Origin of the sequence: Nocardia wallacei (assembly GCF_029869545.1) — a bacterium.
Taxonomy (GTDB): Bacteria; Actinomycetota; Actinomycetes; order Mycobacteriales; family Mycobacteriaceae; genus Nocardia; species Nocardia wallacei_A.
Genome location: NZ_JARWQD010000373.1, coordinates 1 through 16788, shown reverse-complemented (window position 1 = coordinate 16788; position 16788 = coordinate 1). Strand labels below are relative to the sequence as shown.

Annotated in this window: 19 protein-coding genes; 17 read left to right on the top strand and 2 right to left on the bottom strand. The window is 69.3% G+C overall.

Going from position 1 to position 16788, the window contains the following annotated elements; genetic code table 11:
* Positions 1 to 7: 7 nt before the first annotated feature.
* The 17 genes from QH290_RS34465 (at position 8) to QH290_RS34385 (ending at position 15090) form a co-directional block, all read left to right on the top strand.
* Positions 8 to 613, top strand: coding sequence for a dihydrofolate reductase family protein (locus QH290_RS34465; protein WP_280264602.1), 606 nt, complete (start codon positions 8 to 10; stop codon positions 611 to 613).
* A gap of 131 nt (positions 614 to 744) precedes the next feature.
* Entirely contained in the window at positions 745 to 1365 is a 621-nt protein-coding gene (locus tag QH290_RS34460; RefSeq protein ID WP_280387509.1) for a VldE C-terminal domain-containing protein, read from the top strand.
* Between the two features lie 260 nt (positions 1366 to 1625).
* A complete protein-coding gene (locus QH290_RS34455) occupies positions 1626 to 2360 on the top strand; it encodes an ABC transporter permease (RefSeq protein ID WP_425301600.1) in 735 nt (244 codons plus the stop codon).
* A complete protein-coding gene (locus tag QH290_RS34450) occupies positions 2360 to 3223 on the top strand; it encodes an ABC transporter permease (protein WP_280387507.1) in 864 nt (287 codons plus the stop codon). Before QH290_RS34455 ends, QH290_RS34450 begins: the two co-directional genes overlap by 1 nt.
* Before the next feature lie 4 nt (positions 3224 to 3227).
* The gene (locus QH290_RS34445) at positions 3228 to 4277 is read left to right on the top strand and encodes an MlaD family protein (RefSeq protein WP_280387504.1); all 1050 of its coding nucleotides are present in this window, start codon (positions 3228 to 3230) and stop codon (positions 4275 to 4277) included.
* Positions 4274 to 5278: an MlaD family protein gene (locus QH290_RS34440; RefSeq protein WP_280387502.1), complete on the top strand. Its 1005-nt coding sequence runs from the start codon at positions 4274 to 4276 to the stop codon at positions 5276 to 5278. The genes QH290_RS34445 and QH290_RS34440 overlap by 4 nt, the downstream gene beginning before the upstream one ends.
* Positions 5266 to 6279, top strand: a complete 1014-nt coding sequence (locus QH290_RS34435; protein ID WP_280387501.1) for an MlaD family protein — start codon at positions 5266 to 5268, stop codon at positions 6277 to 6279. Before QH290_RS34440 ends, QH290_RS34435 begins: the two co-directional genes overlap by 13 nt.
* Positions 6279 to 7382, top strand: coding sequence for an MlaD family protein (locus QH290_RS34430; RefSeq protein ID WP_280387498.1), 1104 nt, complete (start codon positions 6279 to 6281; stop codon positions 7380 to 7382). The genes QH290_RS34435 and QH290_RS34430 overlap by 1 nt, the downstream gene beginning before the upstream one ends.
* Entirely contained in the window at positions 7379 to 8422 is a 1044-nt protein-coding gene (locus QH290_RS34425; protein ID WP_280387496.1) for an MlaD family protein, read from the top strand. The genes QH290_RS34430 and QH290_RS34425 overlap by 4 nt, the downstream gene beginning before the upstream one ends.
* Positions 8419 to 9375 (top strand): MlaD family protein, encoded by a 957-nt coding sequence (locus QH290_RS34420; protein WP_280387494.1) that lies wholly within the window; start codon positions 8419 to 8421, stop codon positions 9373 to 9375. Before QH290_RS34425 ends, QH290_RS34420 begins: the two co-directional genes overlap by 4 nt.
* A gap of 30 nt (positions 9376 to 9405) precedes the next feature.
* Positions 9406 to 9996: a hypothetical protein gene (locus QH290_RS34415; RefSeq protein ID WP_280387492.1), complete on the top strand. Its 591-nt coding sequence runs from the start codon at positions 9406 to 9408 to the stop codon at positions 9994 to 9996.
* Between the two features lie 402 nt (positions 9997 to 10398).
* Entirely contained in the window at positions 10399 to 11919 is a 1521-nt protein-coding gene (locus tag QH290_RS34410; RefSeq protein ID WP_280387489.1) for a nitric oxide reductase activation protein NorD, read from the top strand.
* A gap of 20 nt (positions 11920 to 11939) precedes the next feature.
* Positions 11940 to 12731: an AAA family ATPase gene (locus QH290_RS34405; RefSeq protein WP_280266497.1), complete on the top strand. Its 792-nt coding sequence runs from the start codon at positions 11940 to 11942 to the stop codon at positions 12729 to 12731.
* A 19-nt stretch (positions 12732 to 12750) separates the two neighbouring features.
* The gene (locus tag QH290_RS34400; protein WP_280387487.1) at positions 12751 to 12879 is read left to right on the top strand and encodes a hypothetical protein; all 129 of its coding nucleotides are present in this window, start codon (positions 12751 to 12753) and stop codon (positions 12877 to 12879) included.
* A 65-nt stretch (positions 12880 to 12944) separates the two neighbouring features.
* Entirely contained in the window at positions 12945 to 13550 is a 606-nt protein-coding gene (locus QH290_RS34395; protein WP_280266503.1) for a hypothetical protein, read from the top strand.
* Between the two features lie 23 nt (positions 13551 to 13573).
* The gene (locus QH290_RS34390) at positions 13574 to 13987 is read left to right on the top strand and encodes a hypothetical protein (RefSeq protein WP_280387486.1); all 414 of its coding nucleotides are present in this window, start codon (positions 13574 to 13576) and stop codon (positions 13985 to 13987) included.
* Positions 13987 to 15090, top strand: coding sequence for an MCE family protein (locus tag QH290_RS34385; protein WP_280387484.1), 1104 nt, complete (start codon positions 13987 to 13989; stop codon positions 15088 to 15090). The genes QH290_RS34390 and QH290_RS34385 overlap by 1 nt, the downstream gene beginning before the upstream one ends.
* 25 nt (positions 15091 to 15115) lie before the next feature.
* Here the strand turns inward: QH290_RS34385 and QH290_RS34380 are convergent, their stop codons facing one another.
* Both QH290_RS34380 and QH290_RS34375 read right to left on the bottom strand, forming a co-directional pair.
* Positions 15116 to 15727 (bottom strand): TetR family transcriptional regulator, encoded by a 612-nt coding sequence (locus QH290_RS34380; protein WP_280266501.1) that lies wholly within the window; start codon positions 15725 to 15727, stop codon positions 15116 to 15118.
* A 185-nt stretch (positions 15728 to 15912) separates the two neighbouring features.
* The coding region (locus QH290_RS34375) for a GMC oxidoreductase (RefSeq protein WP_280387482.1) at positions 15913 to 16788 on the bottom strand (876 nt) is incomplete at its 5' end.

The window sequence follows — 16788 nt, the reverse complement described above, 5'->3', positions numbered from 1 at the left end:
CACCACCATGTCGGAGCTTCTCGTCGACTTCATCACCTCCCTCGACGGCTACGCGTCGGGAGAGGGATGGCCCGGGTTCTGGGGCCTCGAGGGCCCGGAGTACCTCGCATGGCTGGGCGAACAGCCCGAGGCCACCCATCTCATGGGAGCGAACACCTACCGGCTGATGTCGGGCTTCGCCGCCGGGGAGGTCCCCGACGGCCAGGAGGAGTTCAGGCCGGAGGAAGAGGCATCCGTCGACGGGCTCACCAAAGCGTCCAAGGTCGTGTTCTCCTCCTCGCTCGAGGAGCCACTGACGTGGGCCAACTCCACGCTCGTCCGCGACGACGCCGTCGAGGCGGTCCGCGCCATGAAATCGAGTGGTTCGGGGCTGCTCACCACGATCGGCAGCCTGAGCCTGTGCCGGTCCCTGCTACGAGCCGGACTCGTCGACCGATTCCGCGTCGTGATGTTCCCGGTCATCACCGGCGCCACGGGCGCGGAACGCATCTACGACGGCTATCCGGACGTTGCCCTCGACATGATCGACCACCGCACCTTCGACGGCCGCATCCAGCTGGTCGAGTACAAGCCCCGCATCCTCGAGCACCCCCCGCTCGGCGCCCCCGCCTGACATCGCCACTCCACCGCCAGGCCCGTCATTCCGGGTATCGACGGTGGCCGCTCTCCGATCCTGTCCGGTCGGGCGTGACATCTCCGGGACCGTTTCGTAATGTGACGGAGATCTGCTCTCGACAGTGACTGGTGATCGGTATCGTGCACGCGCAACACCGCAGGCCGACGACGGCTCCGATGGGCCGCAAGGCGCTGGTCGCGTGCGGCGTGGCGGCGACCGTTCCCACGCTGCTGTGGATGGCACTGCGGCCCGGTCCGGTCGAGCGAGCCGACGCCGTCGCGCCACCCCCGGCCTCGGTCGCCCCCACCGGACCGGCTCCCGCGCCGACCGGTTCGGGGCCGCCGCCCGCCGACGATGACACGGCGTTCATGGCGAAGATGCTCAAGGAATCATGTCCGACGACCCTCGGTGGCGCCAAACCCCATGTGGCACAGGCGGGGCACCTGCTCTCGCGGGCGTTCGGCGTCGCCGACGTCGGTGGCACCCCCGACAGTCGCTCCGACGGCGACCACGGTGCGGGTCTCGCCCTCGACTTCATGGTCTCCGATTCCGCGCAGGGCGACGCGATCGCCGAGTTCGTCCTGGCCAACTCGGACCGCCTCGGCGTCAGCTACGTGATCTGGCAGCAGCGATACAACGACGGCAGCGGTTGGTCCACCATGGAGGACCGCGGTTCCCCCACCGCCAATCACTACGACCACGTCCACGTCTCGTTCTCGTCGTTCGCCGCGGCGAACCTCACCTGCTGAGCGCACGCAGCCCGTACATAACAGCGAAATCCGCCGAATCGCTTGATGTGGACCCCCTCCTGAAATAGCATCCAGACAAGTGTCCGGCCCTCTGTCCAGTACTGGACCGTTCGCGGGACTTCGTCGAACAGGGAGGTTCGGTGTCGACGGCAGATCCGGCTGTTCCGGTGGAGGAAGAGGCGACCGCGACGGCGGCGCTGCGCCGAAACTTCTCCGAGACAGTGCTGTCGAGCCTCGCCACTCTCGGCCGAGCGCTACACATGGGCGCCCAGGCGACCCGAATCGCGGCGACGGACGCGATCCGCCTGCGATTTCAGGTCCACGAGACGCTCTCGCAGGCATGGTTCCTGATCAAAGTCACCGCGATACCCAGCGTCCTGATGGCCATCCCGTTCGGTGTGATCGTCTCGGCCCAGGTCGGCAATATCGTGTCGCAGCTCGGCGCCGATTCGATGATCGGCGCGGCGGGCGGTCTCGGTGTGATCAAGCAGGGCGCGCCGATGGCCGCGGCGATGCTGTTGGGCGGGGCGGGTTCGGCGGCCATCGCGGCCGACCTCGGCGCCCGGACCATCCGGGAGGAGGTCGACGCCATGCGCGTCATGGGCGTGGATCCCGTGCAGCGCCTGGTGGTACCGCGCATCGCCGCGATGATGCTGGTGGCACCGATGCTGACCACGCTCATCATCGTCGTCGGTATCGCCTCGGGTTTCGCCGTCGCCGTCGCCGCACTCGATGTCACGCCGGGGAGTTACTGGGATTCGTTCGGCGCCTTCACACTTCCCGTCGACCTGTGGGTGGCGCTGATCAAGTCGCTGCTGTTCGGATTCCTGGTCGTCGTCATCGCATGCCAGCGCGGGCTCGAGGCCGAGGGCGGACCGCGCGGCGTCGCCGACGGTGTCAACGCCGCCGTCGTCATGTCGATCGCCGCCGTCACCCTCCTCAATACCGCGATCACCCAGGTGGTCACGATGTTCATCCCGGTGAGGATGGCGTGATGACCGCGACGCCGTACCTTCCGGCCGGACTGCGGTGGGCCAACCGGCTACGCCACCGCGTACACCCGCTGGGCCCGATCGACTCGATCGGCTTCGTGATCGGTTTCTGCTGGCAGGTGTTCGCCTCGGTGCCCTACACGCTGCTGCGATACCGGCGCCAGACGATCATGGTGATCACCGACATGACCTGGGGCCGCGGCTCGGTCGTCATCGGCGGCGGCGTGGTCCCGCTGATGCTGCTGCTCGGTGCCGCGATGGGCGCCTCGATCGGCATCGAGGCCTACAGCGCGCTCAACCTCCTGTCCCTGGGCCAGCTCAGCGGCCTCATCTCGGCATTCGGTGTCACCCGCGAGCTGGCGCCGATCGCCGCGGGCGTCGGATTCGCGGCACAGGCCGGATGCCGGATGACCGCCGAGATCGGATCGATGCGCATCTCCGAGGAGATCGACGCGCTGGAATCGCTGGGCATCCGGTCGGTGCCGTTCGTCGTGACGACGCGGATCATCGCCGGAATCGTCGCTGTGGCACCGGCATTCGTGGTCGCGCTGATCCTCAGCTATCTGTCGTGCGAACTGATCGTGACGACCGTGCACGGCACTCCGGCCGGAACCTACGACCACTATTTCGACCAGTTCGTCCTCGGCTGGGACGTCGTCGCCGCGACCATCAAGGTGATGATCTTCGCGACCGCCGTCGTGCTGATCCATTGCTACCAGGGCTATTTCGCCACCGGCGGTCCCGAGGGCGTCGGCATCGGCTCCGGCCGCGCGATCCGCGCCAGCCTGGTGTCGATCATCGCACTCGACATGTTCGCCACCATCGTTCTGTGGGGCTTCCAGTCCCCCATCACATTCACCGGGTGATCCCATGCCGCCGCCCTACATCCTGCCCGGCACCGAGGTCGGGCCGCGCCGCGCCCGCGTTCTCGGCGCCTGCGCGGTGCTGCTGGCCGTGGCCCTCGTCGTCGGCTGGCGCGTGCAGCCAGACCGCCGACCGGCGGACGAGATCCGGGTCGCGCTGGTCACCGGCCACGTCGGCGAGGGCATCGAACCGGGCACCGATGTCCGGCTCGACGGCGTGCGGGTCGGCTCGGTCACCGCGATCCACGCCGCGGCGCCGGGCCGCCAGCGCGTCGAGCTGGGGCTGCTGCGCTCGCAGCTGTTCGGCCTGTCCGACGCTCTGACCATCGACTACGCACCCGGCAATCTGTTCGGAATCAGTGCGGTGCAACTGCATTCGCGCGGCGGCGGGGCGACGCTGGCCGACGGGTCCACGATCGACCTGACCGGCCGCAACGCCGACCGCGTGCAAGATGCCACGCTCTCGGCGCTGCTGCGATCGACCGGGCGGCTCACCAACGACGTCCTGACCCCGCAGCTGTCCGAACTGCTGCGCAAGACCTCGCAGGATCTCACGGCCTTCACCCCGCTGCTGCAGGCGATCGGCACGACGATCCGTTCGTTCACCGAGACGCAGCAGCTGCCACCGTCGCTGCTGTTCGACCGGTACGGCTCGGTGCTGACCGGCCTGCCACCCATGCTGACCGGCGCGATCACCCTGCTGTACGGCGACCTGAAGAACGCCTATCTCGCGAATCCGGACAACCTGACCCGGTACGGCGAGCTGTGGACCGACGTGCAGAACCTGTTGCTGCCCGCGGCAACTCGGACGCTCGGCACCGCGCGGGAGTACTTCGGCCAGCTGCTGCCCATGGCGCCGCTGATTCTCGATCGGCTGTCGGCGTCGGTCGGTACCCCGGAGCGTTCGGCGGGTCGGCTGGGCGAGCTGCTCGACCGGCTCGACACCGCGTTTCACGACTCGCCGACGGGTCCGGTGCTGCACGCCGGAGTCGAATTGGACTCGGTCCCGGGGCTTTTCGCACCACTGTCGGCGACGCTCGGTGGGGGCCAGCCATGACGACCCGTTCGCTGCTGCTCCGACTCGCCGTGGCCGCGGCGCTCACGGTCGTCGTGCTGGCCGGTGTGCTGCGGGTGATCGAGCGGCCGGTCCGGGGCGACACCGAGACCTACACCGCGATGTTCACCGACGCCAACGGGCTCCGCACCGGCGACGACGTCCGCCTGTACGGGGTTCAGGTCGGCAAGGTCCGGGTGGTCGAGCTGGCCGGAACGCTCGCCCGCGTGCGATTCACCGTGACCCGCGACCATGCACTGTTCGACGGCGGCAAGGTCGCCATCCGGTATCAGAACCTCACCGGCTTCCGCTATCTGGAAATCCAGCAGCCCGAACGGCCGGAGCGGCACCGCGATCCGAAGGCCGTCTTCGAGACCGCCGACACGATCCCGGCCTTCGACATCACGACGCTGTTCAAGGGCCTGCAGCCGGTGCTGGCCGAGCTGTCCCCCGCCGAGATCAATCAGTTCGCGACCAGCATGCTCGCGGTCATCCAGGGCGACGGCACGGGTCTGGGACCGGCGCTGGACGCCGTCGGCAAGCTGAGTCGCCATGTCTCCGATCGCCAGGCGGTGGTGTCGACGCTGGTTTCGAACCTCGCCACGATCTCCGATCACCTCGGCGGCAAATCGGGCAGCACCATGGAGCTGATGGCCAATCTGACCAATCTGTTCGTCAACATCACCGACAAGCTCCCGGGGCTCGTCCAGTTCTCCCGCACCATCCCACCGATCTTGAAACCGCTCCGGAGCACCCTGGCCACGCTGGGTGTCAGCGGCGACCGCGACCGGGACCTGGACGCCTTGCTGCAGAACGCGATTCCCGATCCGCACGAGGCCGCGGTGGTGTTCGGGCGACTACCCGGCCTGATCCAGGCGCTGGCGGCGGCCGTCCCGCCCAGCGGCCCCGACGCCGCGCCCACCTGTTCGCGCGGACCCGCCGCGGCACCCGAGCCCCTGCAGCTGCTCATCTCCGGACAGAGGATCACGCTATGCAAAAGGTAAGGGGCCGAGCGCGTTTCGCGGATGATCCCCGCGGCACCGAACTGCGCTGGGGCATAGCGGGTTTGGGTGCCGTGGTGCTGCTGATCATCGCGATCGGCGCGGTGTACGTCACCGGCACCACCCCGGAGCGGGAGTATTCCGCCGATCTGGCCGAGGCCGGGTCGATCCGGACCGGTGACGACGTCCGGGTCGCCGGGATTCCGGTCGGCAAGGTGAAATCGCTGACGCTGCTGCCGGATCGGGTCCGGATGCGTTTCACGGTCGAGGACACGGTGTTCGTCGGGGACCGGACGGCGCTGGACATCCGCATGCTGACCGTCGTCGGCGGCTACTACCTGGCCGTGCGGCCCGCGGGCACCGCGCCGCTGGGCTCGGCGAGCATACCGAGGGAGCGAGTCACGCTGCCCTACAACCTCACTCAGGTTTTTCAGGATGCCGTGCGGCCCGTCCGGGAAATCGACGGCGACGTCCTTCGCCGGACCCTCTCCTCCCTGTCCACCGCGGTCGACGGCGGCCCGGACGCCTTCCGCGCCGCGCTCGCGGCGGTGGGCGACCTGACCGGGATCATGGACCGGCAGAACGCCGACATCTCGCGCACGCTCGCGCTGGCCGACGAGCATCTGACGGCGCTCCGCGAGAACTCCGACGTGCTGGTGCGACTGATCACCGCGCTGGCGGGCATGGAGGATGTCATCCGCGACAACAGGGCGGAGATCTCGCAGGCGCTCGACGACCTGGCGACGGTCCTGAAGGGCTTCTCCCCCTTGGGACGCGCGTGGGACGCGAGGCTGAAGGAGCGCGCCCGCCCGCTCGCCGACGAGGCGATCCCGAAGCTCGAGGAACTCGGCGCCCGCCTGGGCACGCTGCTCGATGCCGTGCGCGATCTGGAGCAGCGGCTGCTACCCCTGCTTCCCAGCGGCGGCGGCGTGACCGTCGACCAGTCCGCGGCGACGATCCCGCTGCCCAGCGTCTGCGTTCCCGTTCCGGGCGGAGGTTGTTGATGCTCGCGAAGATCCTCGGCTCGCGGGGGCTGATGTCCGCGGCGGTGGTGATCGTCCTCGTCGCGGCGGGCGCCACCGCGCTGCACGTGACCCGATCCGGTCCCGGCACGCGCGCCTACTGCGCCGAGATGCCCGACAGCATCGGACTGTACGAGGGCAGCGCCGTGACCGTCATGGGGGTACAGGTAGGCAAGGTCACCGATATCCGGCCCGCCGGTCGCGCGACCCGTGTCGAGTTCACCGTCCGGTCCGACCGCAAGCTCCCGCCCGATGTCGGGGCGGTGACCGTGAGCCAGAACCTGATCGCCGATCGGAATCTCGCGCTCATCGGTGCCGAACCGGCCGGGCCCGGCCGGGATCCCGGCGCCTGCATCACCAAAACCCTGACGCCCAAAAGCCTTTCGGAAACCTTCGACGCCCTGGCCGGGCTCGCCGACAAGCTCAACGGCGCCGCGGATCCCGCGCAGCGCAACGCGTTCGGGGCCGGGCTCGACGCGGTCGACCGCGCGACCGCGGGCACCGGGGAGCACCTCAACGCCGTCATCCAGCAGCTCGGCAAGGCACTCGCCGCGCCGGACACGGCCATCGGGCACATCGGGCGGCTGCTGGATGCCCTCAGCGAACTCGCGCACCGCGCCCACGGCGGCTGGGCGCAGGTGAAGGACACGATCATCCGGCTGCCCCGGGCCTTCCACGACATCAACGTGCTCGCGTTCCCGCCGGTCGTGGAGATCGTCGCGGCACTGGCCGACGTGCTCCCGCAGCTCAACGACGTATTCATGATGTTCGGCACCCCGGCGGTACGAGCGCTCGACGCCACTCCCGGTCTGCCCCGGCTGATCACGGCCGGAGTCGAATCGCTCACCGATCTCCTCCGCATGACACCGGCCGTCGCCACGGGCTTCGCCGGTGCGATCGACCCGGTCGACGGCCGCCTGAGGATCGGCTACGCGCCGCCGAAACTCGCACTGCCGCAACAGGATTCCGATCGAGTCTGCGCCGCTCTGCAGGCCGTCACCGGACAGCGATGCGCCGCGGCGGACAACGGCACGGTCACCCTGCCCGCCCTGCCCGCGCTGCTCGCGGGGGTGAGTGCCCGATGAAACGCCATCGCCCCCGGCGTGTCCTCGCCCGAGCGGCCCTCGGTCTCGCGCTGGTGCTCGCCGCCGGATGTGAGGTCCAGCCCGCCGACGTCCCGGTGCCCGGGGTCGGCGTCGACGGCCCGACCTACCGCCTGCGCATCGAGTTCGCCGATGTGCTCAACCTCCCCCAGGGCGCCAAGGTCATCGCAAACGGCGTCCGGGTGGGCCAGCTGCGCGGTGTCACCGTCGTGGGCCCGGATCCGGCCCGCAGCAAGGGATTCGTGGTCGCCGAGGTGGACATTCGCGACTCGGTACGGCTGCCGACCGGCACGACCGCCGAACTGCGCCAGGAGACTCCGCTCGGCGATGTGCACATCGCGCTCACCGAACCGGCCCTACCCGCGGCGGACCGGCTCCGGCCCGGCGCGACGATCCCGCTCGCCGATACCACCCAGTCGCCGCCCATCGAGGACATCCTGGCCGGGCTGTCCACCTTCGTCGGCAGCGGCGCCGTGACCGACGCCCAGGACATCGTCCGCAAGATGAACGCGGTCCTGCCGAGCGACCCGCGCGACACCACCACGATCGCGGGCACGCTCGGCGCCGACCTCACCGATCTGGGAACCAATCTGGACTCCGTCGACCATGTCCTCGACGGACTGCAGGCCACCGTGACCGACGGAGTGGGCGCCAACACACCGTATCTGGACGAACTGCTCACCCCCTACGGCGTCCGGCAGACCACCGCGTCGGTGAATGCCCAGATCGGCGTCATCCTCGTCCTGACCGCGCTGGGGCCGATCGGACCGGCCGCCGCCTGGCTGGGCCCGCTGCTGCAGTCGCTCGACGGCACCGCCCGCGCCGTGGTGCCCATGCTGTTCGGCAACCGGCCCTTCGACACGAGTTCGCCGTCCAATATGAAGAAGCTGGTCGACCTGATCAACACCAAGATCATTCCGTTCACCGACCACGGGCCGAAGGTCGACCTGGTCGAACTCAGCCCACCGGAGCAGACGGGCCGCATCGTCGACACCCTGCGCATGATCGGACTGGTGCGATGAACCTCCGTGCCGCCGTGTCACTTTCGGCGATCGCCGCGGTGCTGATCCTCGGCGCCACCTACATGACCGTCGGTGTGCTGCACCTGGATCCGCGCCGATCGCACATCACGGCCGAGATGCGGCTCGCCGATTCGGGCGGGCTGGGACCGAATGCTCCGGTGCTCCTGCGCGGGGTGCAGGTCGGTCGCACGCAGGAGGTGCGCAAGCAGGCCACCGGTGTGCTCGTGCGGCTCGAGATCGACGACCGGTACCGGATTCCGGTCGCCAGCGATGTCGTCATCGAGCAGTTGTCGGCGCTCGGCGAGCCCTATATCGAGTTCGAGCCGATCGACGGCGGCGGACCGTACCTCGAGAACGGTCAGCTCGTGCCGACCGATCGGATCCGCACCCCGATGACGATCACGGCACTGTCGTCCCGGCTGGTCGAACTCATGAACCAGATCCATCCGGAGGTGATGGGCCGCCTGGTCGACACCTTCGGCCGCGCCCTGTCCGGCACGGACGCGACGATGCAGACCCTGCAGCGGTCCACCACGCTGCTGGCCACCACGCTACTCAGCCGCACACCCGCCATCCGCCAGCTGTTCACCGACATCCAGGCGATGGGCGGCGACATCGACTGGCTCGGGCCGTCACTCGCCGCCGCCGGACCGGAATTCGGCGAGTTCGGCCGATATCTGAACAGCATCGTCGAGCAGGGCTCCGGGCTGGTCGACGCCCGCCCGACGGCGGCCTACTTCACCGGCGACGGCGTGGTGCCCTTCCTCGACAGCACGACGGCGCTGCTGAACAAGATCGGGCCGGGCATCGCCCCACTGGGACCGGTGCTGCAGCCCGTGGTCGCCGACGCGGTGCGCCGGACGCCCGGCATCGACCTCGGCACGCTCATCGATCAGGCGCTGAACAGCGTCGGCGCCGATGGCACCGTGCGCTTCCGAATCAGCGTCAAATAGCCCGGACCGCCACCAGCCAAGGAACAGAGCATGACCACAGCAACACACGAAGACTCCACCGGCACCGAGGACACGCCCGCCACCGGGTACAAGTCCCCGCGCACCCTGTCGATCCGGCTGTCGACGGTACCGACCGCCCTCGCGATCGCCGGACTCCTGGTCGCCACAGTGGTTTTCGCGGCGCTCTACTGGTCGGCGCGCTCGGACCTCGCCGACCGCGACGCCCGCGCGGCCGACGCCCGGCACGCCGAGCAGATCGCGACCGACTACGCGGTCGGCGCCTCCACCATCGACTTCCACGACGTCAAGGCATGGATCGCCCGCCTGCAATCCGGCACCACAGCCCAGCTCTCCGCGAAGTTCGATGCCACCGCCCCACAACTCGAGCAGATCCTGCTGCCCCTGCAGTGGACCTCGAAGGCGACCCCGCTCTCGGCGGCGGTCACCTCCGAATCCGGCGGCATCTACAAGGTCAACGCGTACCTCAACGTGAATTCGACCAGCGCGCAAACCCCCGACGGCGCACAGACCACCGTCACCTATGCCCTCACCATCGACCGCAACGCCGGGTGGAAGATCACCGACGTGGGCGGGTTGCAGAACGCCCTGCCGACGAAGTGAACGGCGCCGAGGATCCCTGGGCGCGCCGCGCTCGACCGTCGTCGGAGTCGGGCGCGCGGTACGGCGTCGGTGATTTGACTGACTGTGATCAGTATTTTTCTCAGACTCCGTGCGAATCACACCAGCTCATAGGTCAATTCAGCGCGCACTCCTTCTGTCAATATATTGACTTTAGTCAGTGAGTCATCTGCAATGACTGACTATGACAGCTCGAGCAGGAAGCTCCGCCCGTCCGATGTCGCTGTCCCGCACGAAAGAGGTCCGATCATGCTGTGGGTCTGGGAGGGTGTCCGATATCTGGCGGCGTACGGCGGCACCGGGTTGGTCATCGCGTTCTGGTACTGGATGTTCGAGCGGCTCGGCACGTTCTGAGCGCGGCAGCGCCCGCGGCGGGGGTCCGCGATGAGTGGGCCCTCGGACGCGGCGGCCGTCGAGCGCAGTTGCGCGGTGACCGCCGTGTCGCTCAGCGACGGCCGACGTGCGGGCGCGCGGCTGGTCACCGGGCAGCGGCGTGGGTTCGGCCTCAGTGCCGCACTGGATTTCGTGTACGTCCCGCACCCGTGGGCGGCGCGGGACTGGACCCGCCGGACCGTGACCTGCGGTGTGGCGCTGCAGTGCGCACCCTCGAAGGAACGGGTCGCCGGTTACCGCATCGGCGACCTGTCGGCCCGCGAGCTGCGGGCGCTGGTGTGCGTCGAGGCCAGCGTCGCGCTCGGCTGGATCGCGTCGCGCTGGCCCGGGCTGCTCGGCGAAATGCGCAGGGTGCTACCCGATCTGGAGGTCGCGCCCGCCGACACCGACGGCGCGGAGATCCTCAACCGGGCGATCGCCCTCGCCGCGCGACGCGGCCCGCTGGACGTGCATCCGCTGCTGGGTCGATTGCCGGTGGCATACACGACACCGACAAGCCTGACCGGTGCGCTGCGGCGCCGGTACGGCCGGATGCCGTGGACCACGCGGCACAAGCGGCTCCCGCGGCCGCACTCGGTGCCGGTGGGCGGTGACGGCGGCGTGCCCAACCCGAACCTGCCGCCGCCGAGCCGGCCGCAGGACGACGACGCGACACCGGAGCGGCGCCCCGGCATCCCCTATCCGGAGTGGAATGCCTGGACGGCACGCTTCCTGCCCGGTCACGTCGCGGTGCTGGAACGCGCCGCCACCGGGCGCACCCACCGCACCGGGCCCGTCTCCCCCGACCTGCTCCGGTGGTTCGAGCGGGATACCGACCGGGCGATGGCCGGTCGGCTCGAAGACGGTGCCGACCTCGACGTCGATCGGTACGTCGGCTACTACCTGGACTCGGTGCTCGGGGCGGCGGCCCAGCCACGCATCTTCCGTGACCTGGCACCGCGCGGCCGCGATGTGGTGACCGCGCTACTGCTGGACGGCAGTGCCTCGCTGGGCGTGCACGGCGGCCGTGTCTTCCGGCTGGAACTGGCCTGCGCCGATGCGCTGTCGCATGCGATGGCCCGCGCTCGCGAGCGGCACGGGATATTCGTGTTCTCCGGCAACACCCGACATCACGTAGATGTGCGCTGCCTCAAGGACTTCGACGATCCGCGCCTGCTGCCGCCGGGCGAGCAGGGCCTGACCACCGGCGGATACACCCGGCTCGGTGCCCCACTGCGGCATCTGACCAGCCGGTTGCTGGCGCAGCCGGCGCACCGTCGGCTGCTCGTCGTGATCGGCGACGGCCTGATCTCCGACGAGGGGTACGAAGGCCGCTACGCCTGGGCCGACGCGGCGCACGCCGTGGCGGAGGCCGACGAGGCCGGGGTGTCGGCCTACTACATCGGCGTCGGACCGGCGCGTGTCGATCCGCTGCCGGAGGTCTTCGGACCGCGGCGCAGCCGACGTATCCGGCGCGTGGACCAGCTGCCGCAGGTGCTGGCCCACGTGCACCGACGACTGGTCGCCGCATGAGAACCGCACGGGGGTGAGTCATGGCCGGAGCTGTCTACTGTGCGGGCGGCGATGAGCCGCAGCTGTTCGAAAGAGCGTTCCGCCAACGCATTCCGGTCATGCTCACCGGGCCCACCGGATGCGGTAAGACGCGGTTCGTCGAGCATATGGGTGAGCTGCTGGGGCGGTCCGTCGTGACCATCAGCTGTCACGACGATCTGACCAGCTCCGACCTCGTCGGGCGCTTCATGGTCACCGGTGGCGACATCGCCTGGACCGACGGCCCGCTGACCCGCGCGGTCAAGACCGGGGCGATCTGCTACCTCGACGAGATCGTGGAGGCCCGGCACGACTCCCTGGCCATCCTCCACTCGCTGACCGATCACCGCCGGGCGCTCTATCTGGACCGCGCGGGCGAGGTCGTCGCCGCGCCGGAGACATTCATGCTGGTCTGCTCCTACAACCCGGCGTATCGCAGCTCGCTGAAGGAGCTCAAGCCGTCGCTGCGGCAACGATTCGTCACGATCGCCATGAGCTACCTGCCGCCCGATCGGGAAGCGGAGGTGATCATCGCCGAGACCGGGGTCGCCTCGGCCACCGCGCGGCGACTCGTCCGGTGCGCCAACGCCATCCGCACCGCCGACGCGGTCTTTCACTTCGAGCCGCCCTCGACCCGCGTCCTGGTGACCGCCGCGCACCTCATCGCGGCCGGAGCCGCGGAGCTGGAGGCCGCCGAGGCCTGCGTCCTGGCCCCGCTGAGCACCGACGGAGCGATCACCGACGGCCTGCGCGAGGTCGCCGCGGCCGCCCTGCTGACCACCGACGCCCCCTGAGTCGAGAAAGGGCCCCGCCATGGACCACCAAGAACGCGACAGGAAACGGGCACTCATCGTGCTGCAGGTCGTCATCTACGGCTATCTGCTGACGATGTTCCTGATCCAGCTCTACATGTCCTTCGCCCGAGGCTGGTGGGACCGGTGAACCCGGTCGGGCTCGAGGACCACGACGAACAATCGCGCACCGCGCAGCGCCACGCCGACAAATGGATGATCGCCGGTGCCGCGCTCATGGGCATGTGGGCTCCCGGGCTCATCGGTCTGCCGATCTTCCTGCGCGGGGTGTGGCTGCAACGCCGCGCGCTGCGCGCCGGGCTGTCGGTGCGGCCGATGATCGTGACGCTGCTCGGCTACCTGGTGCTCATCGACGGTTGCCTCAACAGCCTCGGCTGGGCCATGGACATGATCGGCAACCACACCCTGCTCAGCCGCGTGCTACTGGTCGGGTGGGGCAACATGTTCGACGGCGGCTACTACTGGCACTTCAACGAGATGTGGGTCGGCGGCGCCGCGGGGCCCGGCGAGAAATCGTATGTGATCGGGCTGATCCTCACCGTGTTCTCGATGCGGGTCGCCGCCGCCATCGGCTTCCTGCAGATGAAGCGGTGGGGCCAGCAGTGGATGATCATCACCTGCTGGATGGGCGTGGTGATCTGGTGCGCGTATGTGCTGAACATGACGATGTACGCCGATGTCCGGTTCGCGGGCACCGTGTTCCCGGTCATCGGCTGGTGGCTCTACGACATCTTCTACATCAGCCCCTTCCTCGCGATCCCCTACCTGCACACGGTCAACCGCGAAATCTTCACCGACTGAACACCTTTGCGAGGAGCACCGCCATGACGACGTCACCCACCGAACCGGACCGGGCGCTACCGGCCGGGACCCGGCCGTACTACGCGAACATGCACAAATGGATTCAGCGAGCCACCCTGATATGTCTGGTCGCGCTCGTCCTCGAGGGCGCGTTCACGCTGCCCTTCATGGCCGTCTACTACGGCTACCCCACCCTGAGCCTCACCCAGATCTGCAGCGAACTGCTGAAGAACCAATACTCCGACGACACCCTGGAATGCCAAGTCCCCTACCCGATCCTCGGATCGCCCGAAGGCGCGCAAGCCAAGGACACCGCGCAGGACACGTGGGGCACCCAGCCCACACCCCGATACCACCGGCTCGGATTCCGCGAACTGGTCCGCATCCACGACGAACGCGAAGCCCGCAACGCCGCCCGGACAGCAGAGAGCGAGTAATGCCGAGTTCCGGACGACGACAGCGCCTTTCGTGGGTCGCCGCGGTGGTGGTCCTGTCGGCCACCGGATGCTCGGTGAGCCTGGACCGCCTGCCGCTCCCGGCGCCGGGCGTCGAGGGTTACACGGTGACGGCCACCTTCGTCGACGCGCTCAATCTGCCCGCCGAGGCGAAGGTCCGCCTCAACGGCGCCGACGTCGGACAGGTCGAATCGATGCGGGCCGAGAACTACAGGGCCGTGGTCTCGCTGCGCATCCGCTCCGGCGTGCGGCTGCCCGCGGGCACCACCGCCGAACTGCGCTCGGCCACCCCGATGGGTGACGTCTTCGTCGGGCTCACACCCCCGGCCACGCCGGATTCCGGTGCTCCGAATCTCGGTGACGGCGCGAGCATTCCGCTGGCGTCGACCTCCGCGGCGGCGACCGTGGAGGAGGTGCTCACCCGGGCCGCGCTGCTGGTCGGCGGCGGCGCCATCGAAAGCATGACGAGCCTGGCCAACCGCCTCGGTGAGACCGTCGGCGGCCGCGGCGACCGGTTGGCCGACATGATCCGCGAGACCCGGGACCTGGTGAACGGCATCGCGGCCCGCTCCGACCGAATCCGTGAGATCCTCACGACCACAGGCGATCTGAGCGCGACGCTGGCCGGGCAGCGGCACAGCGTGACCGACGCGATGGCGTCGGCCGGTCCGGCGCTGCAGATCATCGGCGACAACACCCGGAACATCATCGACCTCGTCGGCCGGGTGAACCGGATCTCGGCGCAGCTCGCCGCGTTCCCGTCGGTGCGGGGAACCAACGACCGCAGCCTGATCGAGTCGGTGAACAGGGTCGCCGACGGGCTCGACACCGCCTCGAACACCCCCGACGCCAATCTCGACGGGCTCATCTCGATCATTCCGATCATCCTGAAGGGCACCGACGCGTCGTCCGCGCACATGAACATCGATATCGCCCAGCTCGCGATCGGCGCGACCGCGGATCCGAACACCCCGGCCGATTCCGGGGCCAGGCCGCCCGACGCCACGGACTGGACCAACCTCATCGGCTCGCTGACCTACACCCTGAACCGGCTGCACGACAAGGTGATCGGGCCGGGCCGATGACCATCGGCCCCCTTCGCGTCCGGGCTCAATGCGGCCGGACGCTGTCCAGCGTCCGCGCCAGGTAGTCCTCGATCACCTCGTCCCGCGTGGTCCGAGCGCTCATCGTGATCAGCAGCGCGTACAACCCCAGCAGGAAGAACACCGCGCTGTTCATCGGGTCGACCCTGTCGGCGACCTCGCCGCGCTCCCGGGCCAGCGCGAACTCGCGGCCCACCAGCACGATGAAGGGATGCGCCTGCTCGCTGTCCTCCGCTTCGACCGCGGTCCGTGTCTGCGAGAAATGAAGCGCCAGCAGGTCTTTGAACAACACCTCACCCAGCCGCCGCTCCAGATCCAGCACCAGCCGCACCGCTTCCCGCAGCGCCGACGCCAGGTCGTGGCCGGTTTCGGAGAACCGCTCGAACTGGGCGGCCACCCGCTCCTCCTCGCGGTTCTCCAATTCCAGCAGCACATGCTCCTTGGTGGGGAAATGGAAGAAGAACGTGCCGTGCGCCACCCCGGCCGCCGCCACGATCGCGCGCACGTCCGCCTCGGCCATCCCGGTCCGCTTGAACTCGGATACGGCCGCACCCAGCAACCGCTCCCGGGTCTGCAGCCGCCGCACCTCCCGCACCGACCGCCCGCTCGTCACCGCCACACCAACCTCCCCTCTACAACCCGACCCACATCTTCCCGCAGCACACGTCCTCGACAATAGCCCCGGGCCAGGCCGACTCCGGCGCGCCCACTACACCGGTCCGCCGCGCAACCTGCGCGACGCCGGGGTTCTCGGCGTCCAGCGCGTGGGCACCACACGGCGATACCGGGTGAGCAGACCCGCGGTCAGATGACGGTTCCGATGTCTCGGGCGACGATGTGGTCGAGCGCTCGTTCGGCGACCGCGGCGATGGTCATCGAGGGATTGCAGGCGGCGGTGTTACCGGGCATCAGCGCGCCGTCGAGGACGTACAGGCCGCGTTGGCCGTGCACCCGGCCCGCGAGGTCGCAGACCGTTCCCATGCAGGCGCCGCCGAGGGGATGCCAGGTGGACGGGAACAGCGCGTTGGTGTCGATCAGCGCGGTGCCCGGGCCCGCGATCCGCTGCACGGTGGGGCCGATGTGGTTGTCCTGGATGTCGGCATCCCCGTCGGAGGGCCAGTGCAGGATCGCGTCGTCGGCGGCGGAATCGTAGACGAAGCCGCCGCGCCCGGCGCTCACGCCGTATCCGACCATCATGGTGCCGCTCGAGTCCACCGGCAGCGGTGGGATGGAGGCATGGATGACCGTGTGGGCGGAATTCGGGTCGTCCCAGTTCAGGCTGCCGTAAACCACCGGGCCGCCCTGCGCCGCGCCGAAATCCTCTGCGGGACTTCGCCATACGTAGATGCGATCGGCATTGGTGCCCCAGCCCTGCCCGAGACCGTCGGGCAGGTCGGGGATGCGGCCGGTGGCGGCGGCCCGGACCAGCAGGCGGGTCGTGTTGAGGCTTCCGGCCGCCATGATCAGCGTGCCGGTGGTGATGATCTTGTTTTCCAGCACCGTGCCCGCCGTGTCGATCCGGTTCACGTGCACGATCCAGCGGCCGTCGGCGCCGCGTTCGACGTCGGTGACCTCGTGCAGGGTCTGCACGGTGACGCGCCCCCGCGCGTGGGCGGCGGGGCCCGGCCCCGGCAGACCGGGGGCGGGGGGGGGACCGGGGCCGCCAGGGGCGGGCGTGGC

Coding starts and splice junctions, on each gene's coding strand:
- QH290_RS34465 (WP_280264602.1), top strand. CDS start 8: ATGTCGGAGCTTCTCGTCGACTTCATCACCTCCCTCGACGGCTACGCG.
- QH290_RS34455 (WP_425301600.1), top strand. CDS start 1,626: ATGGGCGCCCAGGCGACCCGAATCGCGGCGACGGACGCGATCCGCCTG.
- QH290_RS34450 (WP_280387507.1), top strand. CDS start 2,360: ATGACCGCGACGCCGTACCTTCCGGCCGGACTGCGGTGGGCCAACCGG.
- QH290_RS34445 (WP_280387504.1), top strand. CDS start 3,228: ATGCCGCCGCCCTACATCCTGCCCGGCACCGAGGTCGGGCCGCGCCGC.
- QH290_RS34440 (WP_280387502.1), top strand. CDS start 4,274: ATGACGACCCGTTCGCTGCTGCTCCGACTCGCCGTGGCCGCGGCGCTC.
- QH290_RS34435 (WP_280387501.1), top strand. CDS start 5,266: ATGCAAAAGGTAAGGGGCCGAGCGCGTTTCGCGGATGATCCCCGCGGC.
- QH290_RS34430 (WP_280387498.1), top strand. CDS start 6,279: ATGCTCGCGAAGATCCTCGGCTCGCGGGGGCTGATGTCCGCGGCGGTG.
- QH290_RS34425 (WP_280387496.1), top strand. CDS start 7,379: ATGAAACGCCATCGCCCCCGGCGTGTCCTCGCCCGAGCGGCCCTCGGT.
- QH290_RS34420 (WP_280387494.1), top strand. CDS start 8,419: ATGAACCTCCGTGCCGCCGTGTCACTTTCGGCGATCGCCGCGGTGCTG.
- QH290_RS34415 (WP_280387492.1), top strand. CDS start 9,406: ATGACCACAGCAACACACGAAGACTCCACCGGCACCGAGGACACGCCC.
- QH290_RS34410 (WP_280387489.1), top strand. CDS start 10,399: ATGAGTGGGCCCTCGGACGCGGCGGCCGTCGAGCGCAGTTGCGCGGTG.
- QH290_RS34405 (WP_280266497.1), top strand. CDS start 11,940: ATGGCCGGAGCTGTCTACTGTGCGGGCGGCGATGAGCCGCAGCTGTTC.
- QH290_RS34400 (WP_280387487.1), top strand. CDS start 12,751: ATGGACCACCAAGAACGCGACAGGAAACGGGCACTCATCGTGCTGCAG.
- QH290_RS34395 (WP_280266503.1), top strand. CDS start 12,945: ATGATCGCCGGTGCCGCGCTCATGGGCATGTGGGCTCCCGGGCTCATC.
- QH290_RS34390 (WP_280387486.1), top strand. CDS start 13,574: ATGACGACGTCACCCACCGAACCGGACCGGGCGCTACCGGCCGGGACC.
- QH290_RS34385 (WP_280387484.1), top strand. CDS start 13,987: ATGCCGAGTTCCGGACGACGACAGCGCCTTTCGTGGGTCGCCGCGGTG.